The 22507-nt window shown below is 45.0% G+C and carries 27 protein-coding genes; 2 read left to right on the top strand and 25 right to left on the bottom strand.

What is annotated here, in order from left to right; genetic code table 11:
• Position 1: 1 nt before the first annotated feature.
• From gcvPB to KNO87_RS07040, 12 genes are all read right to left on the bottom strand, one after another.
• Positions 2 to 1477 carry an aminomethyl-transferring glycine dehydrogenase subunit GcvPB gene (gcvPB, locus tag KNO87_RS07095; RefSeq protein ID WP_371816659.1) on the bottom strand — a complete coding sequence of 492 codons (1476 nt, stop codon included), beginning with the start codon at positions 1475 to 1477 and terminating at the stop codon, positions 2 to 4.
• The gene (gcvPA, locus tag KNO87_RS07090) at positions 1477 to 2814 is read right to left on the bottom strand and encodes an aminomethyl-transferring glycine dehydrogenase subunit GcvPA (protein ID WP_214795353.1); all 1338 of its coding nucleotides are present in this window, start codon (positions 2812 to 2814) and stop codon (positions 1477 to 1479) included. The genes gcvPB and gcvPA overlap by 1 nt, the downstream gene beginning before the upstream one ends.
• Positions 2815 to 2839: 25 nt before the next feature.
• Positions 2840 to 3916: a glycine cleavage system aminomethyltransferase GcvT gene (gcvT, locus tag KNO87_RS07085; protein WP_214794673.1), complete on the bottom strand. Its 1077-nt coding sequence runs from the start codon at positions 3914 to 3916 to the stop codon at positions 2840 to 2842.
• A 148-nt stretch (positions 3917 to 4064) separates the two neighbouring features.
• Positions 4065 to 4403 carry a hypothetical protein gene (locus KNO87_RS07080; protein ID WP_214794671.1) on the bottom strand — a complete coding sequence of 113 codons (339 nt, stop codon included), beginning with the start codon at positions 4401 to 4403 and terminating at the stop codon, positions 4065 to 4067.
• Complete coding sequence (locus KNO87_RS07075) at positions 4400 to 4888, bottom strand: shikimate kinase (protein ID WP_214794669.1); 489 nt, start codon at positions 4886 to 4888, stop codon at positions 4400 to 4402. Before KNO87_RS07075 ends, KNO87_RS07080 begins: the two co-directional genes overlap by 4 nt.
• Positions 4881 to 5180 (bottom strand): hypothetical protein, encoded by a 300-nt coding sequence (locus tag KNO87_RS07070; protein WP_214794667.1) that lies wholly within the window; start codon positions 5178 to 5180, stop codon positions 4881 to 4883. Before KNO87_RS07070 ends, KNO87_RS07075 begins: the two co-directional genes overlap by 8 nt.
• Positions 5156 to 5668, bottom strand: coding sequence for a prepilin-type N-terminal cleavage/methylation domain-containing protein (locus tag KNO87_RS07065; RefSeq protein ID WP_256441829.1), 513 nt, complete (start codon positions 5666 to 5668; stop codon positions 5156 to 5158). Before KNO87_RS07065 ends, KNO87_RS07070 begins: the two co-directional genes overlap by 25 nt.
• Positions 5574 to 5810, bottom strand: a complete 237-nt coding sequence (locus KNO87_RS07060) for a hypothetical protein (protein WP_214794663.1) — start codon at positions 5808 to 5810, stop codon at positions 5574 to 5576. Before KNO87_RS07060 ends, KNO87_RS07065 begins: the two co-directional genes overlap by 95 nt.
• 414 nt (positions 5811 to 6224) lie before the next feature.
• Positions 6225 to 6527, bottom strand: coding sequence for a prepilin-type N-terminal cleavage/methylation domain-containing protein (locus KNO87_RS07055; RefSeq protein WP_214787486.1), 303 nt, complete (start codon positions 6525 to 6527; stop codon positions 6225 to 6227).
• Between the two features lie 14 nt (positions 6528 to 6541).
• Positions 6542 to 7519: a type II secretion system F family protein gene (locus KNO87_RS07050; protein WP_214794661.1), complete on the bottom strand. Its 978-nt coding sequence runs from the start codon at positions 7517 to 7519 to the stop codon at positions 6542 to 6544.
• A complete protein-coding gene (locus KNO87_RS07045) occupies positions 7501 to 8307 on the bottom strand; it encodes an ATPase, T2SS/T4P/T4SS family (protein WP_214794659.1) in 807 nt (268 codons plus the stop codon). Before KNO87_RS07045 ends, KNO87_RS07050 begins: the two co-directional genes overlap by 19 nt.
• Before the next feature lie 58 nt (positions 8308 to 8365).
• Positions 8366 to 8752, bottom strand: a complete 387-nt coding sequence (locus KNO87_RS07040; protein WP_074033321.1) for a Spx/MgsR family RNA polymerase-binding regulatory protein — start codon at positions 8750 to 8752, stop codon at positions 8366 to 8368.
• 250 nt (positions 8753 to 9002) lie between these two features.
• Between KNO87_RS07040 and KNO87_RS07035 the strand changes: the two genes are divergently transcribed.
• Positions 9003 to 9266: a DUF2626 domain-containing protein gene (locus KNO87_RS07035; RefSeq protein WP_012726597.1), complete on the top strand. Its 264-nt coding sequence runs from the start codon at positions 9003 to 9005 to the stop codon at positions 9264 to 9266.
• A 30-nt stretch (positions 9267 to 9296) separates the two neighbouring features.
• Here KNO87_RS07035 and KNO87_RS07030 read toward each other — a convergent pair whose 3' ends face one another.
• Positions 9297 to 9917 (bottom strand): MBL fold metallo-hydrolase, encoded by a 621-nt coding sequence (locus KNO87_RS07030; protein ID WP_214794657.1) that lies wholly within the window; start codon positions 9915 to 9917, stop codon positions 9297 to 9299.
• Between the two features lie 159 nt (positions 9918 to 10076).
• On the opposite strand from KNO87_RS07030, the gene KNO87_RS07025 reads away from it, so the two are divergent.
• Entirely contained in the window at positions 10077 to 10256 is a 180-nt protein-coding gene (locus KNO87_RS07025) for a DUF2759 domain-containing protein (protein ID WP_074033323.1), read from the top strand.
• Between the two features lie 164 nt (positions 10257 to 10420).
• On the opposite strand, the gene KNO87_RS07020 is transcribed toward KNO87_RS07025, so the two are convergent.
• The 12 genes from KNO87_RS07020 to phoU all read right to left on the bottom strand — a co-directional run bounded on the left by KNO87_RS07020 (position 10421) and on the right by phoU (position 22498).
• Positions 10421 to 12337 (bottom strand): LTA synthase family protein, encoded by a 1917-nt coding sequence (locus tag KNO87_RS07020; RefSeq protein WP_214794655.1) that lies wholly within the window; start codon positions 12335 to 12337, stop codon positions 10421 to 10423.
• A 226-nt stretch (positions 12338 to 12563) separates the two neighbouring features.
• Positions 12564 to 13526: an ROK family glucokinase gene (locus tag KNO87_RS07015; RefSeq protein WP_214794653.1), complete on the bottom strand. Its 963-nt coding sequence runs from the start codon at positions 13524 to 13526 to the stop codon at positions 12564 to 12566.
• A 93-nt stretch (positions 13527 to 13619) separates the two neighbouring features.
• The gene (locus tag KNO87_RS07010) at positions 13620 to 13814 is read right to left on the bottom strand and encodes a YqgQ family protein (RefSeq protein WP_012726602.1); all 195 of its coding nucleotides are present in this window, start codon (positions 13812 to 13814) and stop codon (positions 13620 to 13622) included.
• Complete coding sequence (locus KNO87_RS07005; RefSeq protein WP_214794651.1) at positions 13811 to 14833, bottom strand: M42 family metallopeptidase; 1023 nt, start codon at positions 14831 to 14833, stop codon at positions 13811 to 13813. Before KNO87_RS07005 ends, KNO87_RS07010 begins: the two co-directional genes overlap by 4 nt.
• 12 nt (positions 14834 to 14845) lie before the next feature.
• Positions 14846 to 15895 (bottom strand): rhomboid family intramembrane serine protease, encoded by a 1050-nt coding sequence (locus KNO87_RS07000; RefSeq protein WP_353047457.1) that lies wholly within the window; start codon positions 15893 to 15895, stop codon positions 14846 to 14848.
• Between the two features lie 121 nt (positions 15896 to 16016).
• Positions 16017 to 16973, bottom strand: coding sequence for an L-lactate dehydrogenase (locus KNO87_RS06995; protein WP_074033328.1), 957 nt, complete (start codon positions 16971 to 16973; stop codon positions 16017 to 16019).
• Positions 16974 to 17143: 170 nt separating this feature from the next.
• On the bottom strand, positions 17144 to 17914 hold the full coding sequence (locus tag KNO87_RS06990; RefSeq protein WP_214794647.1) for a DUF92 domain-containing protein: 771 nt from the start codon (positions 17912 to 17914) through the stop codon (positions 17144 to 17146).
• Positions 17893 to 18447 (bottom strand): 5-formyltetrahydrofolate cyclo-ligase, encoded by a 555-nt coding sequence (locus tag KNO87_RS06985; RefSeq protein WP_214794645.1) that lies wholly within the window; start codon positions 18445 to 18447, stop codon positions 17893 to 17895. Before KNO87_RS06985 ends, KNO87_RS06990 begins: the two co-directional genes overlap by 22 nt.
• Before the next feature lie 54 nt (positions 18448 to 18501).
• Positions 18502 to 18666 (bottom strand): 50S ribosomal protein L33, encoded by a 165-nt coding sequence (gene rpmG, locus KNO87_RS06980; RefSeq protein WP_255313299.1) that lies wholly within the window; start codon positions 18664 to 18666, stop codon positions 18502 to 18504.
• A gap of 84 nt (positions 18667 to 18750) precedes the next feature.
• Positions 18751 to 20952 (bottom strand): 1,4-alpha-glucan branching protein domain-containing protein, encoded by a 2202-nt coding sequence (locus KNO87_RS06975; protein WP_214794643.1) that lies wholly within the window; start codon positions 20950 to 20952, stop codon positions 18751 to 18753.
• A gap of 14 nt (positions 20953 to 20966) precedes the next feature.
• Positions 20967 to 21719 (bottom strand): DUF4912 domain-containing protein, encoded by a 753-nt coding sequence (locus KNO87_RS06970; protein WP_214787462.1) that lies wholly within the window; start codon positions 21717 to 21719, stop codon positions 20967 to 20969.
• Positions 21720 to 21835: 116 nt separating this feature from the next.
• Positions 21836 to 22498 (bottom strand): phosphate signaling complex protein PhoU, encoded by a 663-nt coding sequence (gene phoU, locus KNO87_RS06965; protein WP_214693037.1) that lies wholly within the window; start codon positions 22496 to 22498, stop codon positions 21836 to 21838.
• Positions 22499 to 22507: the final 9 nt, after the last annotated feature.

The following is a 22507-nucleotide window of genomic DNA, read 5'->3' as shown; positions in this document are numbered from 1 at the left end:
TTTATTTCACTGATGACGCCTCACGACGTTCATATTTTAAGACTGGTTTACGAGCAGCAAGCGTCTCATCCATGCGTTTAACGACCGTCGTATGTGGAGCCGTCTGTACGATTTCTGGATTTTCTTCCGCTTCTTTCGCAATCTGAAGCATCGCATCGCAGAACGCATCAAGCGTTTCTTTCGATTCGGTTTCAGTCGGTTCAACCATGATACATTCTTCCACATTCAACGGGAAGTAAATTGTTGGTGGGTGGTAACCAAAGTCGAGCAGGCGCTTCGCGATATCAAGCGTGCGAACACCAAGTGCCTTTTGTCGTTTGCCTGACAAGACAAATTCATGTTTGCAATACGTATCGTATGGCACATCGAAGGCATCTTTCAATCGGGCAAACATATAGTTCGCATTGAGCACGGCTTCACGAGATACGCGTGTCAAACCTTCTGCGCCCATCGTCTTAATGTAGCTGTATGCTCGAACATTGATCCCAAAGTTTCCATAGAACGGCTTAATTCGACCAATCGAGAGTGGTCGATCGTAGTCCAAGCCAAATCCTTCATCAGTCTTCGTGACGATTGGTGTCGGCAAGAACGGAATCAAATCACGTTTCACGCCAACCGGACCTGAACCCGGACCACCACCACCGTGAGGACCAGTGAACGTCTTATGCAGGTTCAAGTGAACGACGTCAAAGCCCATGTCTCCAGGACGTGCGATTCCAAGAATCGCGTTTGAGTTCGCGCCGTCATAATAGAGCTTTCCGCCAGCTTCGTGAACCACTTTAGAAATCTCGAGGATATCCGCCTCGAACAAACCGAGTGTGTTCGGGTTCGTCAGCATGAGGGCAGCCGTATCCGCGCCAACTTTCGCTTTCAAATCATCCAAGTCAACAAGACCACGCTCATCTGACTTGACTGTTACCGTCTCAAATCCAGCGACAACGGCAGAAGCCGGATTCGTTCCGTGTGCCGAGTCTGGAACGAGTACTTTCGTACGAGCCGTATCGCCATTCCGTTCGTGGAATGCTTTGATCAACATGAGGCCCGTCCATTCCCCATGTGCTCCTGCCGCAGGTTGCAATGTCACTTCGTCCATGCCCGTGATTTCGGCAAGTTGTTCTTGTAAGTCGACCATCAATTCAAGTGCACCTTGAATCGTCTCGACCGGTTGCAGTGGATGAATATGCGCAAATCCCGGAAGACGCGCCATATCCTCGTTCACTTTCGGGTTATATTTCATCGTACAAGAACCGAGTGGATAAAACCCTGAATCTACCCCATGGTTTCGAGTAGAGAGCGCCGTGTAATGGCGAACGACATCGAGTTCAGACACTTCAGGAAGTTCAGCCACTTCTTTCCGAATCATCGTCGCTGGTAGTAATGACTCGAGGTCTACTTCCGGAACGGTTGGCGTCGGTAAGTTATATCCTGTTCGTCCTTCACGTGATACTTCAAAAATAAGTGTTTGTTCGTGTTGCATCATTTCATCCCCCCGACCACTTCGACAAACTGATCAATCTCTTCTTTTGTACGCAACTCCGTCGCACATACTAGCATCTGTGACTGACGCTCCGCTTCATATGCCCCAAGCGGAAGGCCACCAATCATTCCATGTTCAAGCAAGTGACGTGATACTTCTTCTGCATCGCGAGCAAAATCGACAACGAATTCATTAAACATCGGACCTTCATCAACGATTTTGAATCCTGCCGTCTTTAAGGCCTCTTTCATATAACTGGCAGTTTGAATATTTCGAACGGCCATATCACGAATTCCATATTTCCCTAAAGCAGACATCGTGATGGAAGCCGCCAGCGCGTTAAGTGCTTGGTTCGAACAGATGTTTGATGTCGCTTTATCACGACGGATATGTTGTTCACGTGCTTGAAGCGTTAAAACGAACCCACGTTTCCCATCTTCATCGACTGTCTGTCCAACAAGTCGACCAGGTAGTTTACGCATCAACGACTTTTTCACTGCGAAATATCCACAAGACGGTCCACCAAAACTTTGTGGAATCCCGAACGGTTGAGCATCTCCAACCGTAATGTCCGCTCCAAGGGCACCCGGCGATTCCAAAATGCCTAGCGCAAGCGGGTTACTTGAGACAACGAAGAGCGCACCTGCATCATGTGCTTGCTTCGCCAATTGCTCCAAGTCTTCAATGCGACCATAAAAGTTCGGATATTGTACGACGAGACACGATGCATCTGTCAAATCGAGGTCCGACACATCCGTTACCCCGTCTGTTACATTTGTATACTCGACAGAAAGTCCAGGTCCATCCGCATACGTGCGAATGACATCTTTCGCTTCAGGATGCACCGCCCCGGAAACGACAACACGTTTTTTCTTCGTCTGTGCACTCGCTAAATAAGTTGCTTCAGCAAGAGCCGTGATTCCGTCATACATCGACGAGTTTGCGACGTCCATTCCAGTCAACTCACAAATCATCGTTTGGAACTCGAACATCGCCTGAAGCTCACCTTGTGAGATTTCAGGTTGATATGGCGTATACGCCGTATAGAATTCAGAACGTAAAAGCATATGGTTCATCACGGTCGGTGAGAGATGATCATACATCCCCGCTCCAAGGAAACTTGGGTATGATTTCGTGTGCTTGTTTTTGTCCGCTAATTTCGTCATGTGACGAACGAGATCGACTTCCGGAAGTGGCGAGCCGATTGCTGCAAGTGACGCTTTTTCACGAAGCGACTCTGGGATATCCGCAAGCAAACCTTCGATAGAATCGACTCCAATTGTTTGTAGCATGTCTCGCTCATCTTGTTCGGTCATCGGTAAATAACGAAATTCCATTCTGTTCATTCTGAATCCCCCTGTTTCATTTCGATCGTTTATAGAAAGGTGTCGGTACGCGCTCGGCTTCAATCTTTTTGCCGCGGATGTCGATGACAAATTGCTCTTCATCTTTATAGCGTGCATCAACACGCGCCCATGCAATCGACTCGTTCACCGTCGGAGGCATCGTACCAGTAGTAACGACACCAACCACATTCCCATCAATTTCAACTTGTGCTCCTTGACGTGCAATTCCACGACCAAGTAATTTCAAGCCCACCATCCGGTTCGGGATATTTTCTTTTTGTTGGGCGAGCGCTTCTTTTCCAATAAAGTCAGTGTCTAATTTAACCGCAAAATTAAGGTTCGCTTCGAATGGAGTGACTGTTTCATCTAGTTCATGTCCATAAAGCGGGAGGCAAGCTTCAAATCGAAGCGTATCTCGTGAACCTAATCCACAAGGTGTGACACCTTTTTCTTCAAGCGCTTCCCAGATTGCCGAGATGCCTTCTGCCCGCGCATAGATTTCAAATCCGTCTTCTCCTGTATAACCGCTACGCGAGATGATTGAAGCTACGCCCGCCACATCTCCGTTCATGAATTTAAAGAAGCCGATTTCGTCAAGCGCCACATTCGTAATGGATTGTAGAACAGTTTCCGCATTTGGACCTTGAATGGCAATTTGACCGTATTCGTCAGATTCATTCGTCACGGTGACGTCACCAGAGACAAATTTACGGATGTGCGCCTCATCTTTTTCGATATTCGAGGCATTGACGACGAGCCAATAAGCATCTTCATCTAACCGATAGACGAGTAGGTCATCCACTACGCCACCATTTTCAAGACAGAGAAGATTGTACTGAGCTTGACCAACTTTAATCTTTGATACGTCATTCGTCACAAGATTCTGCACTTGTTCTAAAGCATTCGGGCCTTCAATCCGAATTTCTCCCATGTGAGATACATCAAACATCCCCACGTTTTGACGTACAGCCTGATGTTCTTCTTTAATCGAAGAGAACATAATCGGCATTTCGAATCCCGCAAAATCAACCATCTTCGCCTTCGGTTCAATCAAATCGAACAAAGGCGTACGTTTCAAAGTAACCTTTTCCATAATATCCCCCAATCCCGAACGTAAAATGCTTTTGTTTTTGAAATCTTTCGTTTTCCATTCCACTTTAACAAGTTTTATTCTTTCTGCATAGTGAAAAAAGCGAAAAAGAAAAAGGATGAAAAACGAAAACGTTTTCATCCTCATTATTTCATATTTTTGTCTCTGTGGAAACGTCAGAGCGTTCGATTCCCGCTGTCCGTTTAATTTCATGTGTCAGCCCAACTGCAGCCTGTTTCAACTCAATTGATTCATCTTTCGCCTTGATGCCGAAATCTTTGATTTGAGTGATTGATCGATTGACTGCATCCACATGCTCTTTGATTTCAGTGACTTGTTGGTTAATGACGTCGGCACGAATCTTGAATCGTTCCGTTAATCGATTCAATCTCCCAAACGTCGGCTTCAGCTGTTTTTTGAATAACAAATAGCCATATACGGCAAGTCCGATAATGGACAGTACAAGAATTGCAAGGTTAATCCAAATCATGCTTTCCCCTCCTTCATTCGGATAATCTGTTCTGCAATACAACGAGGTGCTTGGGACGCATCAACCTTCTCATCCGCTTCTTGATAAAGCGTGACCCGTCGATTGTATAACGCTCGAACTTCCGACTCCCCTTTTCTAACAAGCGGCCGATTAGAATCTTTAATCCGTGCCCAACATTCCTCAAATGGTAAATCTAAATGAATGATTTTGCCATGTTCGCGCATCCAACGTATGTTTTCAGAGCGCTCGACAATACCACCACCCGTGAGAACAAAGTCAACATCTATCCCCTGAAGCACTTTTGTTTCCGCATCACGGAACGCCGACTCCCCATATCGGTCAAAATATGTAGCGATATCGGTTCCAACTATGGTTTCGATTTCCCGGTCAAGGTCCACGACTTCACCAAATTCTCTAATAAAAGTGAATAAGGTAGACTTACCTGTACCCATAAATCCCACGATATAAAACGGTTTCTTATTCATAAGCAATCACCTCTCTATGACGTTCACCAGATTTTAACACCATCTCCACTTCCGCTCGATTCGGTGCAATCGGACGACACGTCACAGTGCCCGTCGGTTTGTTAAGTGTTACTGGTTGATTGCCACAGCGTTCTTTCGCCAATAACAAATGGGATTCAAAACGTATGGCTAGAATTTCATCCGAGATTCGTCTCGTCGTTCGTTCTACATCAGTATACCAAAATAGTGCGGCACCAAGTAACCATACGACGATTGTCAAAGTGGTGATTAGAAAGAATCCTCGTTCATACACATGACGTACCGCTCCCTCTCGAAAGACGAATCGGTCCAAGAGATACGAAACCCTATACCGACCGTTTCGACGCGATACTGATCGATTCCTCTTAAAAATAACAAGTTCCCTCCTTCGTCTCCAACCATGACTAGGTTTCCATTCAATTGTTTAATCGTCCATGACCATATTTCTTCATCAGTTTTAAGAAAATCACCTCTCAATCGTCCTGCATCGACGCGACAATTTTTGCTGTTCTGCAAACGACGCACAATGAGTTGAGGGGTCGTATGGTGATCCCATTTCGGTTGTTCGTAAAGGTGTTGACCGAGCGCAAGCAGTTCGACTAACAATAATAAAAAGATGGGGAGAATCAATAACACTACAGTCATTTCTATCATAGTAAACCCCGAATCAAAGCGTCGGTAAGCAAAAACCCTTTTCACACACTTCTTCACGCCCAGTTGGTTCAGTGGCTTCAAGCAGCACCTCTCCTTGTAATCGTTCATAGATAAACAAGGTATCACGCAACCTTGCGACTTGATTATTCCCTTCTGTGACAAACGATGTCAGAATGAGTACCCAGCCCATCACGACCGCTAGGCTCACACTCACCTCCCATAATGAAAATCCTGTCTCATCCACCTTCATGGATGATCACCTCCGGTTCATATGTTCCGAGCCGAAATTTTAAAAGTACGGATGTTTTTCCACTTACAAATTTCCACTGCCCTGCATAGGAAGCCGTGGCCTGAGAGAAGGTGATTGTATTATTAGTCGGAAGATATACATCGATCCCTTTCGGTACGTCCACCCTCCGCACTAAAGTCATTCCACACATGATCAAGTATCTTTGTTGTTTCGACACCCAAATTAATTTCGGCACACAACTTCCGTTTTCCGATATATATGGATATTGCCCCGCTTCTTGAATATTTGTCACTAACGTATCCGTAAAATCATATAGTTCTAGTCGCTCAAAAGGCTTTACAACAGGACTACTGATTAGTAGTAAGAACGAGATGATCACAAGGACCCACGCCATCTCAACTAACGTATAGCCTTTCATTGTTTTTTAAGTGAACCATCGAGTGGAGAATACAGGTAGGCTGACGATTGACAACTATAAACGAGCGGATCTGATGAAGAGGCACGCTCAATCACTTCTAATGTGGCGGGATACGATTTATGTTCGGCATAGTGTAAATTGATTTCTGACTCCACGATGCGTACACTCCCCTCACAACTCACCTGGTCTGCACGTGACTTTCCTTCTGTCAGCGTTGGGACGAGCAATAATAGTAAAATCGAGATAATGAGTAAGACTGCAGCCATCTCAACGAGAGTGAATCCTTGTTCTTCCTTCATATAAATGTCCCCTTTCATAATTGAGCCATAATGAGTTTTACCGGTAAGTAGAGCGTATAGAATAAAGTGGCGACCATCACACTGAGCACCCCATATAGTGCCGGTTCTACCTTTTCAATCAATCGGCGACTATACTGCTCCATCTCTTCAAATACGAGCTCTCGATGGAGCGACATCAATTCACCAAGTTCCCCGCTCATCGATCCCACCCCTAACAAACTGACCACTTCATGGTCGATAAACCGTTCACTTTTGACCGCCATTTCAATCCCTTCCCCGTCAGATAAGCGATTGTGAATCCGATTTGCCATTTCAGCCATCTCCCCTCTCTCATTGGCGAGCCGACTGATGATTTGCCTAATGTTCGTCTCAGTTTGTTGGAGCAACGACAACTCACTGACAAATACATACGTTAAATAGAGTGTCTTACCACGGTTCCATATGTAAAACGGTAGCTCAACACCTTGTCGATATAACACGTAAACGATGATACCTAGGATCACGAAAATAGAGAATAGCGCTGGAAAGAACCACTTCGATAGTAAAAGCGAACCTGCTCCATCATACGTGGAGACATCGACCATACCCATCAGTTTCGGAAAAATATACAACGCATAAACCATTCCAAGACCGAGGAGGATAAAGAAAATGATCAAAGGATATCGAATGAGTCGCTTCAATTCCTCCTTCAATCGCATTCGCATTTCCAAAACTAAAACGACTTGAGATAACCCATCCATAAATCGGCCATTCCGTTCGGCTGTCATCAATATTTCTTGCATTTGTCGATTCGTGATGATTTTCGAGAATACGTCTGCTAAACTTGTGCCCGTTTCAAGACGCGCCCTCATCTGTTGAACATCAATTTTCCTACTTCCTTTTTCATGATATTCGAGCGTTTCCATTGTGGCTTTTAACGAAACACCTCGAGACTGGAGACGTAGAAAACGGTGAATCAATTGAATTGGTGGATTTACTGAAGCGTTGCCCATTCACAAGTCACCTCCTGATCACGCGTAAGTACACACCAATGCCTTTTCACAGATGTTTTCCCGAGCAATTGTTCGATCCGCTTCTCCCCATCTTGAATTGTCGCAGTGTGAAACGTAGTAATCGTCAAGTGCCCACTGAGAGCAGCATCATAGGCGACAATCAGCTCTTCTTCCGTCCGCACTTCCCCGATTACAATGATGTCAGGGTCGGCACGTAACGTTTCTTTCAGCAACTGTCGATGGTTCAATCCTGCTTTTGCATTCACTTCAAGTTGGATCACTCCATCAATTTTTTGTTCTGGAGGATTTTCAATCGTGACGATCCGCTCCCGCTTTAAATAATTCAATAAGGCGTACAACATCGTCGTCTTGCCCGCCCCAGTAGCCCCGCCAATCAACAACAAGCCGGTGCGCGATGCAGTCATTTCTTGGAACCGCTCAACATCTCTAGGTCGTAATAACCGATGAAGCTCAAACGCTTGATTCGGGATCCTCCAAGACATCAATGTCTGTTCGAATGAAGGGAGAAATGTAACTCGGATGACTTCCTGATCGAGTTCGTACACGCCTGACTGCGGCACACGTTGGTTCGTGTCCGGCAATGAACACCAATATCGCATGTGAAGCGTGAGACGATCGTATTGCTCTACATCCATCGACTGCAGTTCAAGCAGCTTCATATCTGACCGGATCTGGATCTTCACTCCATCGGCGCTCGGAATAAAATGGAGATCGCTCGCTCCTGCATCTCGAGCCACAATCATCAGTTGTTCAATGAGTTGTTTCATCTCGTTCACCTCGAGAAAAGCATAAAAAAAAGCCCACCTTGTTTAAAGTGGACTTGTATTATGAAACTTGTGTCGAAACGACATGATGACGACGGGCATATGTTTCAATTGAAACTTTGTCATATCCGACAATCACTTCTTTTCCATCCGTTAAAATTGGACGTTTTAACAACTTCGGATTTTCGCTCATTAGTTTGAGGAGCTCACTCAACTTCAAATCTTCCACATCAACGTCGAGTTGTTTGAAAGCTTGGCTTCTCGTAGCCAATAATGAATCGACACCTTCTTCACTAATCGCAAGGAGTTGTAATAATTCGTCAACAGTTGGTGCATCTCTGAAAATGTGACGTTCACTCACTTGAAGCTCTTGTTCCTGTAAAAACGCTTTCGTCTTCCGGCAAGAAGTACAGCTCGGGTACGTGTAAAACATTAATTCTGATGCCATTTTATGTTCCTCCTCATTTCAACTTTTTAATTCGCTCATTTTGTATAAGTTGATTATACATCTCTTATACCCCGTTTGTACATATTTTGTACAACTTTTTTATAAATTTTGTACAAGTTTATTTTCCGTATTGATTTCACATATTTTTCACGATTATTTTGCTCAATTCTCACGTTTCCATAGCATTTTTTCGAATGTGTTGGTAAAATAGTGAATGAGAATGGAATAATGCACGTATGGGGGGATTAACATGGCAAGAATGTTTCGTGTCCTAGGCTTCTGGACTGGGCTAGTGGCGGCACTTGCTTTCGTAGGCGCACTAGGCGGCGACCAAAGTAGTAGTGAACATACTGGTGACTTTATCGTTATGGGACTTGTCTTCTTAGCACAAACGATTTTCTTCGTTGCACTTGGCTACTTAAAGCTTACTGAAAAAACATATGTATACGTCTTCGGCGCGTATTTGACAATTTTCTTCGTTGTCTTTACGTATTGGAGCAACTTCCAAATGTAAAAAAGATTGTCTCGTCGGAGACAATCTTTTTTATTGCTTGAAGAATGGATTCGTTTGCTTTTCTTCCTCAAGCGTCGTCTTTGGCCCGTGACCTGGGTAAAGGACCGTCGCACCCGGCATCACGTGCTTCATTCGTTCAATGGATCCCATTAACGTCGCCTGATCGCCTCCGAATAAATCGGTACGACCGACTGATTGTTTAAATATCAAGTCCCCACAAAATGCAATACCTTCATCCGCCAAATATAATACGACACTACCAGGAGAATGACCTGGAGTGTGATATAGATGGAATGTGAAATCGCCGATGACCAACTGATCACCTTCGTATACTTTCTCTGCCCGTTTCATCGCAGGTACAGGAAGATTGAAGGCTGTTGCACCGTTCTTTTCTCCATCAATCAACCAATCGCTCTCAAGACGATGCACGTACACAGGGATTTGATAGCGTTCACGGAGTGAATCAATCCCCCCGATGTGATCGAAATGCGCGTGGGTCAACAGAATCGCCGCAGGTGTTCCGAGGCGATCGATTGTCTCGAAAAATCTTGGGTCATCCGTCCCTGGATCGATGATGATGACAGTCCCTTCTTTTTCAAGAACATATCCGTTCTCTTGCGCTAAGCCAGACGTAATCTTCTTTACTTGCATGTGATTGATCCCCCTCTCTTATTCAAAACAATATTGTGGCAAAATTGTATCGATGTCAACCTTTGCTCGACAGCGCCTCAATAATCGGATAAAATAATAATGATATTTCAGTGAAATTTTTATGAATTTCATGACGTATAATTAAAGGGGGAACTCGTCATGCATTTGTATGAACCGTTCGGATGGATTTCTGTCATCGTCGCGATTGTGGCTGTATGGGGAATGATTCGTTCATTCAAAAAACGCCAATTCTTTCCGCTCGCAGTTGCAGGTTTAACTGTACTCGTATTCGGATTCTTTGGTGTTGCCACGTTGATCTACGGTGGTATTCCAGGTTAATGGATTCGCATCAAGCAATCATCAAGCGACTTCGGTCGCTTTTTTTGTGCCTAAAAACGAATCAACATTTTATGAAAGTGTGCTAAAGGATAAACATTCTACGTTGTTTAAGAAAAAACCAAAAAAACGAACCAAATCACATTGTGGTTTGGTTCGTCATTACGTTATTCATTCGTTTGTTCTTTAAAACGGAGCAAGTCAGAGTAAATCAAATCATCATTCATTTGTAAGATTTTTTCTGCTTCTTCCGTCATTGGGCCACAAAGTGTCGTGTCTTCCACTACTTCTCCAGATGTAGCATTGTAACACGTCGATTGTGTCCACACATATTCATCGGTCACGACCGTACCATCTCGGAAGATTGCACGGCTGTTTCGGTTTTCAGAGAATAAGTCATTCCCGAATCCAATTGTGTCCGACGTGTCAATTCCAAGTAAATGCAGGATTGTCGGTTTCATGTCGACATGACTTCCGATCGTTTCATGCACTTCACCTTTGTCTTGACCTGGCAAGTGAACAGCGAACGGTACTTGTTGCAATTTCGCCACGTCATATGGCGTCAACTCTTCCTTACCGAGCAACTCTGCCATCGCATTGTTGTGGTTCGTCGAGATACCATAATGGTCACCGTATACGACAAAAATCGTATCATCCCACATTCCGTTCTCTTTCAATTGATCGATGAAGAGACCGAGTGCATAGTCTTGATAAGCAAGCGCCTGTGGGAAGTTGTTTAACGTTGTTGAACTTGTCTCGAACTTCGGTACGAGTTCATAGTCTTCGCTTGGCATCGTATATGGGAAGTGGTTCGTCAATGTGATGAACTTCGCATAATACGGCTCAGGCAATTCTTGAAGCATCGGAATCGATTGTTCGAAGAAACTATCATCTAAGAGACCCCATTCTGTCATGTCTTCTGGATTTCCAAGATCGTAGCTCTTCTCATCGAAGAATTGGTCGACACCAATATTTTTATACATTTGGTCACGGTTCCAGAACGATTTATTGTTCGCATGGAATACGGCCGAATAATAGTTATCTTCTTTAATCAACTCTGGAAGTGCTTGATATTCGTTATCCGCGTTCGTAAAGTACACAGCACCACGCGGTAAGCCGTATAGTGAGTTATCGAGCGCGAACTCCGCATCCGATGTCTTCCCTTGACCTACTGTATGGTAGTAGTTTGGCCAATAGTGAGACTCTTCAATCAGCTTGTTCAAGTTTGGCGTGATATATTCACCGTTCGGCGCTTTCATGTTATGTGTGAAATTCTGTGCTGATTCAAACGAAACAACAATTACGTTCTTCCCTTTATACTTACCAAACAAATCTGGGTTCGGTGCAGCATAGTTTTGACGGGTGAACTGTTCGATTGTTGCGAGCTCAGATTCATCAGCCATCGCTTTTTGAGCAGATGTTTTCGTTTGAAGCATCGCATCATATACATGGAAGTTAAATGTTCCGATGTTTTTCACTAATAATTCACGGTCGAATGAACGAGTCAACAATTCAGGTCGTTCTGTTTCAGCCAATGAAAGGTTGAACAAGAATACCGATACAGCGGCAACGAACGTGACGAGTGCGCGTCTATGTGAAGCGGCATTCTCTTTCATGTTCATACGCCACAAGATAAATGGTAAGACGAATACATCGCCAAGAATGATTAAGTCTTTCCATTCAAGAAGTGATGTGAACGATGTCGACAACGTCTCCATGTTCGAAGGTTGCATAATGACTGGCATTGTTAAATAGTCCGTGAATTCACGATAGTACACGGCATCCGCAAACAAGATGAATGAGGCGAGCGCATAAAGTGTGTAGAGCACCCATTTTTGTTTGTTTCCTTTAAAGAAGAAATGGAAGGCAAACAGGAATAGTGTCGAGCTGATCGGGCTGATCAGCAAGATAAAGGCTTGCGCGGTATTTTCAATCGGAATGTTAAAGAAAAATTGATAGACGATATACGTCTTCGTCCAAAGCAATAACGTAAAAATCCAAAATAGACGATATTCTTGAAACGAAGCGCGGACCGTATCGTTCAGTCTCGTCGATAGCTTCGAGAAGCGTTGAGATGAATTCATCTGACGGTCTCCTCCTCTTTTCAGTTTTCGGCATGTTTTTATTAGCCATTATTTTTTTATATTTGTTCAATCGTTGTACAATTCAATATGAATAGTACACGTCCAGTATCAAGTCCAAATCTTACCCCTTTTTTAATAAAAAATCAACTGTGACGTTACAAATTTTACAATATCCCATACCCTTTCCCACAAGAAAACACGCCTGCAATGTGCAGACGTGTCCGTTTTATACGCGAGTCGGAAGGAAGTGTTTGCGTGCGAGCCAAGCACATCCAATCACACCGGCATCATTTTCGAGTTCAGCAATTTTAAACGACGTCGACTCATATACACGTTCGAGCGCAAAGCGCTTGAACTGAGCATCAAGCGGTTCAAGCAATGCTGCACCCGCTTTTGAGACGCCACCACCGATGACGATCATTTTCGGGTTGAGCGTGTTTGCGATATTCGAAATCGTCAATCCGAGGTATTCTGTCATCTCATCGATGACTTCTGTCGCTATCGTGTCTCCGGCTTTATATGCTTCAAACACGTCACGTGCCGTTACTTCTTTCAATTCGTTCAATGTAGTATGTTGATTTTTTCGTTTTTGGAGGGCTAAACGAGAAATACCTGTCGCAGAGGCAATCGTTTCGATACACCCTAGACGACCACAACCACATTTCACTGCTTTCGCCTCATCTCGCTCGACGGTAATATGACCGATCTCTCCGGCCATTCCAGCCGTACCATGAACGATGTTCCCGTTCGTAATGACGCCTCCACCGACGCCTGTTCCGAGCGTGATGGCGAGTAGTTCTGATGCACCTTCTCCGGCACCCTTCCACATTTCACCGAGGGCAGCAGCATTCGCATCGTTTTCGAGGACTGCCGGAAGACCGACCGCCTTTTCGAATTCACTCACGAGTGCGAAATCTTTCCACCCGATGTTCGGTGAATATTCGACAACACCCTCTGTGAAACTAATGAATCCAGGTGCCCCGATTCCTGCACCTGCGAAATCTTCTTTTTTCTTCCCTGATGTCTCTAAATACGTTTCAAATGAGGCTGCGATGTCTTTTGGAATATGTACACCGTTTTCTCGAATATCCGTTTTAACTTCCCACTTATCAGAAATGATGCCATTCATGTCTAAAACAGCCATCTTCACCGTTGTACCACCGATGTCGATTCCTAATAACCATTTCATACCGTTCACTCCTCATCTCAACTAAATCGCTTTCATTGAATAGTGTACACTATTATCACCTTAGTGCAACCCTTTGCACTAAGGGGATTTCTGTCAATCTGTTGAATTTTTTAATTCGTGGGTCAAAATGATTTTCGCTGTGTCATAAACACGCTGTTCGATGATGCCCCCCTCATACAACTCGTCGAGTTCCATCATCATCAGTGAGATTTCTGCATCCCGTTCCCCGATATAAATAATGGTTCCGAACGACTTTAAAAACTGTTGGACATCATAAAAGTTTTTCATGCTTCTTCCTCCATCGTGGACTGGACATAACGATTTAACAATTCTCTTGTCGCTTCCATAGATGACACATGTGTCCGTTCATAGCTATGACTCGACTCAATCCCTGGACCAATCAAAGCATGTTTTACATCGTAGCCTGCGCGAATGGCAGCCGATGCATCCGATCCATAATAAGGATAGATATCTACCTTATATGCAATGTCATGCTCCTTACATAATGAGGTAAACTTTCTGCGAAGATTGATGTCATATGGTCCAGATGAATCTTTGGCACAAATTGAGACTGTATATTCATCTGAATGTTGACCATCTCCGAGCGCTCCCATGTCGACGGCAATGTATTCCACAACCTCTTCCGGAATGCCTGCATTGCCCCCGAATCCAACTTCTTCATAATTCGAAATCAAGAAGTGAACCGGGTGAGGCAGGTCGTAGCTAACCAAATCTTTAGCCAAGTCTAATAAAATAGCTACGGATGCTTTATCATCCAAATGACGTGATTTCACGTATCCGGAAGTCGTCACCTTGAATCGTGGATCAAATGATACAAAGTCACCGATTTCGATTCCAAGTGCCGTCACATCTTCACGAGAATGAACTTTCTCATCCAACCGAACTTCAATGTTTGATGGAGAGCGCTCTGCAGAATTCGTGTCTTTATAGACATGCACACTCGATTGATGGATGAGGATAGTCCCTTCGATTGCCTCGCCTTCCTCACGATGAACGAGACAGTTCTCACCTTCAATTGCCGTCCAAGCGTACCCTCCAACTTGAGTGAGTCGTAGGCGTCCACTTGGCAAAATGTCCTTGACCATCGCTCCAAGTGTATCGACATGCGCCGTCAATAGACGCGCCTCCTTCGAACGACCCGGGAATGTGGCCAGTAATGCCCCTTTATGTAGCCGAGACGTTTTAACACCGATTGACTGAAGCTCTTTTTCTGCAAAACGAATCGCCTCCTCCGTCATACCAGACGGACTTGGAATTTCAACTAATGTTTTCAGTGTATCAATCATCATATTCTCTCCTTACCAAGAACCGTACCCATATAGTAGACCAAATAACACGGTCGCGAGCACAGAAAATAAGATACGTTGCTTGCGATTTTTTTCATCGGGCAATCCGACGACCCCAGAGACGACGAATCCACCAAGTAACCCACCCGCATGCGCGAAGTGGTCCAAACTCGCGCCTAGTACAAACGCAAGTCCCACATTTAATCCTAACATAATAAACAGCGGAGGTCCGAGCGTCTTCATAAAGAGGGAGCGATCACGAAGTCCAAAATAGAGTAGCGCGCCGACCAGACCAAATAATGCTCCTGATGCCCCGGCTGAAATCGATTCACTGAACGCATACGATGCCGTCGTCGCTAGAATGCCACCAACCACGTATATGATAAAAAACCGGATCGACCCATACATCCGTTCAACGAGCGGACCAAGTGACCAGAGCGCAAACATATTGATGGCAAAGTGAAACCATCCGATATGCAAAAACATCGGCGTAATCAACCGCCACCACTCTCCCTCGTCGATGAGTGGGTTCACTTTCGCACCGAATGCAATCAAAGTGTTCGGATCGAGCGTCGAACCGACGGATTCAGCCAGCCACATGACTAAAAACGTAATGAACATCAACCCGTACACTACTTGTGGTTTTCCGAACGAGAATCGTTTCTTTAACTCCGCTTTCTTCTTTTTATCCATTGCGACCGCGAGCATTCGAAAACGATCGTCTTCCATCGTAGGGCTACATATCGAGCGAGATAACGTCACTCTCGCTGGAATCGGGAAAGTCATGCTCTCAATCCGCTCTTCATCGACAAGACGTTCACCATATATATGAAGCGTCAATCGCTTTCGCCCGATTCGAGATAGACGAAATGCGCCCAGGATGGCGTTCACATCGGTACTGACATGATTCGCCCACGCTTTTTCAGTTTGAACGTATAGGTCATAGCGGTCACCTGCTTTTGTATCAAACAAGATGACCGCACGAGACGGCTCTAAGATCCCTTCGATTCGGCCACCGTCCTCGACCGCCTGATAAATATCTTCCCAAAAGCATGTCGCCACCAATACCCCTCCTCTCTTATTCTATTGTAAATCACGTGACATCTCACCACAAAGTCGTGACTTGTTTCAAACGTACAAAAAACCCGCAACCTCTACGGCTACGGGTAAATCAGTATTTAGATTACAAGACAGGCTCCATCGTTTTCATGAGGACATTCGCAGAATGTTGCATTTTTTGATGCTCTTCTTCTGACAATTCAATCTCAACGACTTCACGCACACCTTGACGGTTGATGATGGCCGGTACCCCGATATGAATATCGTGTAATCCGTATTCCCCATCGAGGTGAGCACCGACTGTCAACAACGTGTTTTCATTACGAAGAACCGCTTTGACAAGGCGAAGTAATCCGAGTCCGATAGCATAGTATGTCGCACCTTTACGTTCGATGATGTGATAAGCCGCATCACGTACGTTCACATAAATGTCCTCAAGGTCTTGCCAGTTATATTCATCATGCTCTTCAAGCAACTGTTCAACAGACTTCCCGTAAATTCGGGCATTGCTCCATGCAGCGAACTCGGTATCACCATGTTCACCCATGATGTAGGCATGACAGTTACGTGGGTCGACGTTGAAATAATCGCCGAGCATGTAACGTAAACGAGACGTATCAAGCACTGTACCTGATCCGAAGACGCGATGTTTTGGAAGTCCAGAATATTTCCATGCCAAATGTGTCATAATGTCGACTGGGTTTGAGGCAATAATGATGATACCATCAAAGCCAGAATCCATAATGTCTGAAATCATCGATTTCATGATCTTCGCATTTTTTTCAACGAGGTCAAGACGAGTCTCCCCTGGACGTTGTGGTGCACCTGCAGTAATGACGACGATATCTGCTACACCACAGTCTGCGTAGTCTCCTGCCCAAACACGCATTGGTGAAGATGCGAACGAGACACCGTGGTTCAAGTCCATCGCTTCCCCTTCTGCTTTTGCCTTGTTGATGTCAATGATGACAAGCTCTTCACAAAGACTTGCTGTCGTTAACTGGTATGCGAAGCTCGCTCCAACTGCCCCTGCCCCTACGAGTGCAACGCGCGTTACTTTAGCATGATTTAATGTTTCCATATTGTTTCTCCACCCTTCGAACAATCTGTTTCATGTATTTGTTATCTCTGTTACAACAAGATTGTAACATCATTCACAAACCCTAACTACAGCGGAAACCGTTTTCACTTTGGCAATATTGTGACAACTTTCACATTCATTTGAAACATCTTCATTTCCTGTACTACCCCTCATCCGAATACGAAAAAACAAATCATCGCCGCTCCAAACACGGACAAAAAATTGACTGCATCATTTCCAAGAACCCGCCATCCCGAAACATATGTTGTCGGAACTTGATGATGAGTGTTCTTCTCGGTCAACTTCCCACACACCGTACAGCGAAACTTTCGTTGTACCGTTGCACCGAGCAATGTGTCGATGACGCTTCCACTTAGTCCGATTCCCCAAAGTGCCAATAGTAATGCCAAGTCTAATTCGACAAACAAAAGAGACGAGCAGACAATCATAAATGCGCCTAATACCGACATGACCGTTCCAAATGTCGAGACAGCGCCACTCGTTCCCGGCTCAACTTCCCTGAACGAGAACATGAACCGAGGTTTACGTTTTGCGAGGACACCGAATTCAGATCCCCACGTGTCACTCGTCGCTGCTGCAATGGACACGATGTACATATATAGATAGACGACATCGTCCGTCAGCAAATAACCGAGGGCACAAAGTATCCCTACCCCTCCATTGGCTAACACTTGGATGGCGTCTCGAGCCCCCGTTTTCTCGACGATTTCATCCACACTTACTTTATCGCGAGATCGATATTTTGATGCGAGAGAAGACGTCGAGAAGAAGACGCCGAGTAAATAAAGTCCGAACCACCCAAACGACAATCCAATCAATACCCCTGTTATCACCGTCAAGATTGCTCCTGAGAGAGTTAAGGAGCGCAACCGATATCCGAGAAAGGCGACGATACAAGTTACAACAAATATGGCGAACATTGAATCATCTCCTTTTCTGTCACAATCCACTGCACAGGAAGATCGTGTGGTTCTGTCGGCACTTGATCGACAAGTTGAACGGAATACGCTAACGAAACCGTTATCCCTTCATATGTACGTAAAAAGCGGTCATAGTATCCTCCACCCCAACCAATACGGTATCCCGATCGGTCAAATACCCTTCCCGGTACAAGACATAAGTCGATTGCTTGAGTCGTCGGTGGAGTGGTCGGCTCCAAAATATTCATGACACCCGTCTCGAGATCATTCACAGAATGAATGATATGAAACGTCAACCCTTGTCCCGTTACTTTCGGGACGCACACCGTTTTTCCTGCTTCAAACGCCTCATGAATGATTGGGGACGTATCAATTTCGAGCGGAAGTGAAGCGGTCAATGCAATTGTCTGGCTTTCCTTCCATATATCTGTCGAGAACAACCGTTGATGGATGGATTGATCGACATGTGGTCGATTATTCATTTGCTTAATAGATTGATGGACAGTCTGTCTTAACGCTGCTTTTTCTTCCACAACGCATTCCTCCTTACAAAAAAAGCCGCCACATATGTGACGGCCGGTCCCTTATTACTTCACTTCGCGGTAAAGCGTGTGACGACGGAGACGTGGGTTGTATTTGCGCAACTCAAGGCGCTCAGGGTTGTTACGTTTGTTTTTCTTCGTGATGTACGTGCGATCGCCTGTTTCTGTGCAAGCTAATGTAATTTTAACGCGCATTTCTTTCACTCCCATCTTAATGATGTTGTATCAAGTGCTTTTGCTTTACAGTCTAAGCATACTCAATTATCCTACCAAGTTTCTTGTGAAAAAGCAAGATTATTTCACGTTCTTTTTCATTGATTCCTGTCCATATGGAGAAGTTTCAAGGGGTAGGCATGTGTTGACATTCTCGCTTACCTTATACCATTGTTCTAGGTCATGCATCGAGAGCTCTTCGCCGACATATACGCACTCCGCTGCAGAGAACACACTGTTTTCAATTCGATGGATCGCATCGAACAAACCACCATGACCGTGCGGGTTACGTGTCGCTTCAAAGGACAACATAGTTGAGTATAACGGAAGCGCAAGGGATTGCGCAAGTTCTCTTGCAGCAGGAATCGTCATCCAATCAAAATGATGAATCACTTTGAACGATACTCGTTTTGAAAGTTCATGAACGAGTTTTACATACGCAATATTATGTGTGGCGACCTGATTCATGACGTGCTCTAAAAATGGGCTAGTCGGACGGACCCGATATACATGAACGTTTCCATGTCGTTCGTATTCCGGCAACTCATCGTGATACGGTGTCAACACATAGACGGTTTCTCCCTCATTCGCTCTCGCCTCTACTTCCTCGACGACACGATGCCCAAGTCCACCGACGATATGACCGTGATATTCCGGTGTGATCATGAGAATTGCCGGATCTTCTACATCCCGCTCAGTCGTCACATAATAATCGTGAGGAGACAGGAATGAATCGACATCAAGGTCTTCGTCTTGTAGGAATGGGTACGCCGCATAATGATCATCGAGCAGTTCACTTGATACCCCACCTTGATAAAGCGCCGTCTCAAGTTCGGCAAAGAGGCGTGTATGCTCACGGAAGCGCTCAGCCGCATATTGTGCCGTCGTTTGACCATCTAAGATAAACGCCCAGTCACTTGATACAGCTAACACATAATGGCGAATCAATTGCTTTAAGGCACGATTCGTCAAATCAGACTGATCACGATAATCGGCTACGTCTTTGACAAGCTGCATTTCCATCATATGAAGATGACGGAGCATCCATTCATTCCGTTCATTGATCCACACTTCACCGTAGCCTTTTCGTCCCCATGTGTTCATGGAAACATGGACGGTTTGTAAATCTTTGAAGTGACGCTCTAGGAAGATCGCCGGCGTGATCGTTTCGATTCCAAATTCCTCGAGTCGCTCTGCGACCTTCCCGAGAAATTCAGGACCTTCAAACCACCAATGACCAAACAATTCTGCATCAAACGGTGCCGTCACCAAGAACGGCGGGAACGTTTGACCTCCATGGGCCTCGAGATGGCCCTCTAACGTTTGTGCGAAGTCTGTCGCATGATTCTCAATTTGATGTTCAGCCCACTCACGTACATAGAAGTCTTTTTGATCGGTGTCACCTGTGATGCGGTGCATTTTTAATCCTGTGTCGAATCGAATGCCTTCCGGATGCATGAACGATTGGATATAATCCCAATCTCGGTCGTAGGCCAAATCTCGATAGAATTCACGATAATCAGGGTGACCCGGATATCCAATCATCGAACTCCAAATTTTACCCGAAATGATTTGATCTCTCGGGAACAATGCGACTCCGTGTGGAGAATAGACGGGAGCTCCAATGCCCTTCTCTGGAGTTGGATCCGCATCGAGCAATGCATGTTCGTCGACAAATGTGTATCGAATCCCTTCTTCGTACAGGATTCTGTCTACACCTGGCGTGTAGGCACACTCAGGCAACCAAATGCCGGTCGGACGGAACCCGTAATGACGTTCGAAGCAGTTAAGACCTGTCCGAATTTCAGCACGAGCTGCCTGTTCCGTAAAGAGGTGCGGGGTGAAACCATGGGTCGCTGTACAAGTCACCATGTCAATATAACCCGCTTCTCGATATGTACGGAACGCCACATTCAAGTTTTTATTCCAATGAAGGAACGTATTTTTCAAATCACGATAACGTTGCTCATAAAAATGTAGCGTTGACGTCTCTTCATCCGTTCTCCCCTCAGAGAGCTCCAACGCGATCAACTCAAGCATCTCATCTAAGTGTTCGACGTATCGATCTTGGATGAGGGGGTCCGCGAGCATTTCTACGACAGGTGGTGAAATACTAACTGTCCAATGCAACGGACGCTTCAAGCGATCAACTTGCCAAAGGATTGGAATATATGTTTCTGAGATGGCTTCGTACACCCATCTTTCTTCTAAACGATGCTTCTCTTCATGCCTAACGTACGGTAAATGAGCATGAAGGACGAGTGAAAAGTATCCTGGTTTCATGTAGAAAGTCCTCCTTAACGTACGTGACGGTATGCCGCATATTTTGGTAATGTATCTAATAACTCTGGAGATTCAACTTCTCCGTACTGCCAACGTCTCACTGGCTCCGCGAAGCGTCCGATACCAACTGGTTCTGCACGTGGTGTATCAAGTGGTGCCGATGCCACAATTGGTAAAAACTCTCCCTCCATCGTGCGAATCCCGAACTCAAACACGTAGGTCGTATTCGGATCGAGAGGTCGAACGAACCAACTGTTCGTCATTTCAGGGAGATCGAACGTATACGAACGATTCGCGTGACCACTCGCGTAATCGAGCAAGGTCACATCTAAGATACGAAACGCTTTCGGTAGCTCTTCCCATCGTCTCATAAACTGGAGCTCTAACGTTTCTTTCACTAAGTCAGACACTTCCCAGCACACATATACCGAGTTCGGTGATTGAACGACCGCATGCAAGAAGTCTACGTTATATCGTTCTGGCAATTGCCAATAACCTTCAGGACTCTTTTCAAGGAGTGGAGAACGTTTCACATCAACCGTCTCTTTTGCTGATGCGACTTGTTTACGCGAAGTTGATCCCGACGCTTTAGCTTTAGCTTTCTTATTACTCTTTTGTTTCACAGGGACAACTTCCTCCAACTCTTGTTGCTGATTTCTCCATTTTCGCCATGCGTATTGGACTTTGCCAATCGGGACGTCTAGTTCTGCCGCAATCTGTTTCAACGTAAGTCCTTGTTGCTTCAAGGATACGATTTTCTCTTCCATCTCTGTATGGCTCCCTTCATGTAAAAAATCCATGTAGACTAGTATTCGCTCATTCTTTATGAATTCCTGCCCAAAAAAATAAAGAACAACAGCACTGTTGTTCTTTACCACTAATCTTATTGATTCAAATCATAATGTTTCCCTTTTTCGAGGAAAATTAAATGTTCTCCGAAGTTTGTCACGTGATCGCCCATCCGCTCGAGATAACGAGCGATGTTTGAGAACTCGTACACATCGTTCGTTCCGACTGTCATCGCCGGAAGAGAACCGATGTATTGTTTAATCACCGTTAGATTGATTTCATCAATTACACGGTCCATCTCATTGAGTTCACGGACACGACTCACTTCTCCTTTACGATACGCACGTGTTGCCAACTCGAGCATGTCAATCAACTGTTCAGCCATCTGTTTAAGTGGTTGAATGTCATGTAAATAAGGAACATGTTCAATTCGCGTCACAGCTTTAGCGATGTTCGTCGCGTAATCCGCAATGCGTTCTAAGTCCGTCGCCGATTTCATCGTTACAATCAGACGACGTAAGTCGGTCGCAACCGGTTGCTGCTTGGCAATTAATAAAATTGCTTCATCGTTAATTGTTAATTCCAAATCATCTAGTTCGTTGTCATTATCGATTACCGTTTGCGCTAACTCTAAATCATGCTTTTCTAACACTTCGATTGCGGTTGCCGTCTGACGCATCGTCAAATTTGCCAAACGGACCACTTTATCTTCTAATTCAGTTAATTTCGTATCAAAAAATGTGCGATTTTGTGCCATCAATCTAGT

Origin of the sequence: Exiguobacterium sp. s34 (assembly GCF_018617435.1) — a bacterium.
In the GTDB taxonomy this organism is placed as follows: Bacteria; Bacillota; Bacilli; order Exiguobacteriales; family Exiguobacteriaceae; genus Exiguobacterium; species Exiguobacterium aestuarii.
This window is presented reverse-complemented; position numbering and strand designations above follow the sequence as displayed.

Bases quoted from the DNA above. Each gene is read 5' to 3' on its own strand.
- gcvPB (WP_371816659.1), bottom strand. From the start codon at position 1,477: ATGCAACACGAACAAACACTTATTTTTGAAGTATCACGTGAAGGACGA.
- gcvPA (WP_214795353.1), bottom strand. From the start codon at position 2,814: ATGGAATTTCGTTATTTACCGATGACCGAACAAGATGAGCGAGACATG.
- gcvT (WP_214794673.1), bottom strand. From the start codon at position 3,916: ATGGAAAAGGTTACTTTGAAACGTACGCCTTTGTTCGATTTGATTGAA.
- KNO87_RS07080 (WP_214794671.1), bottom strand. From the start codon at position 4,403: ATGATTTGGATTAACCTTGCAATTCTTGTACTGTCCATTATCGGACTT.
- KNO87_RS07075 (WP_214794669.1), bottom strand. From the start codon at position 4,888: ATGAATAAGAAACCGTTTTATATCGTGGGATTTATGGGTACAGGTAAG.
- KNO87_RS07065 (WP_256441829.1), bottom strand. From the start codon at position 5,668: ATGAACGATTACAAGGAGAGGTGCTGCTTGAAGCCACTGAACCAACTG.
- KNO87_RS07060 (WP_214794663.1), bottom strand. From the start codon at position 5,810: ATGAAGGTGGATGAGACAGGATTTTCATTATGGGAGGTGAGTGTGAGC.
- KNO87_RS07055 (WP_214787486.1), bottom strand. From the start codon at position 6,527: ATGAAGGAAGAACAAGGATTCACTCTCGTTGAGATGGCTGCAGTCTTA.
- KNO87_RS07050 (WP_214794661.1), bottom strand. From the start codon at position 7,519: ATGGGCAACGCTTCAGTAAATCCACCAATTCAATTGATTCACCGTTTT.
- KNO87_RS07045 (WP_214794659.1), bottom strand. From the start codon at position 8,307: ATGAAACAACTCATTGAACAACTGATGATTGTGGCTCGAGATGCAGGA.
- KNO87_RS07040 (WP_074033321.1), bottom strand. From the start codon at position 8,752: ATGGCATCAGAATTAATGTTTTACACGTACCCGAGCTGTACTTCTTGC.
- KNO87_RS07035 (WP_012726597.1), top strand. From the start codon at position 9,003: ATGGCAAGAATGTTTCGTGTCCTAGGCTTCTGGACTGGGCTAGTGGCG.
- KNO87_RS07030 (WP_214794657.1), bottom strand. From the start codon at position 9,917: ATGCAAGTAAAGAAGATTACGTCTGGCTTAGCGCAAGAGAACGGATAT.
- KNO87_RS07025 (WP_074033323.1), top strand. From the start codon at position 10,077: ATGCATTTGTATGAACCGTTCGGATGGATTTCTGTCATCGTCGCGATT.
- KNO87_RS07020 (WP_214794655.1), bottom strand. From the start codon at position 12,337: ATGAATTCATCTCAACGCTTCTCGAAGCTATCGACGAGACTGAACGAT.
- KNO87_RS07015 (WP_214794653.1), bottom strand. From the start codon at position 13,526: ATGAAATGGTTATTAGGAATCGACATCGGTGGTACAACGGTGAAGATG.
- KNO87_RS07010 (WP_012726602.1), bottom strand. From the start codon at position 13,814: ATGAAAAACTTTTATGATGTCCAACAGTTTTTAAAGTCGTTCGGAACC.
- KNO87_RS07005 (WP_214794651.1), bottom strand. From the start codon at position 14,833: ATGATTGATACACTGAAAACATTAGTTGAAATTCCAAGTCCGTCTGGT.
- KNO87_RS06995 (WP_074033328.1), bottom strand. From the start codon at position 16,973: ATGGAAACATTAAATCATGCTAAAGTAACGCGCGTTGCACTCGTAGGG.
- KNO87_RS06990 (WP_214794647.1), bottom strand. From the start codon at position 17,914: ATGTTCGCCATATTTGTTGTAACTTGTATCGTCGCCTTTCTCGGATAT.
- rpmG (WP_255313299.1), bottom strand. From the start codon at position 18,666: ATGGGAGTGAAAGAAATGCGCGTTAAAATTACATTAGCTTGCACAGAA.
- KNO87_RS06975 (WP_214794643.1), bottom strand. From the start codon at position 20,952: ATGAAACCAGGATACTTTTCACTCGTCCTTCATGCTCATTTACCGTAC.
- KNO87_RS06970 (WP_214787462.1), bottom strand. From the start codon at position 21,719: ATGGAAGAGAAAATCGTATCCTTGAAGCAACAAGGACTTACGTTGAAA.
- phoU (WP_214693037.1), bottom strand. From the start codon at position 22,498: ATGGCACAAAATCGCACATTTTTTGATACGAAATTAACTGAATTAGAA.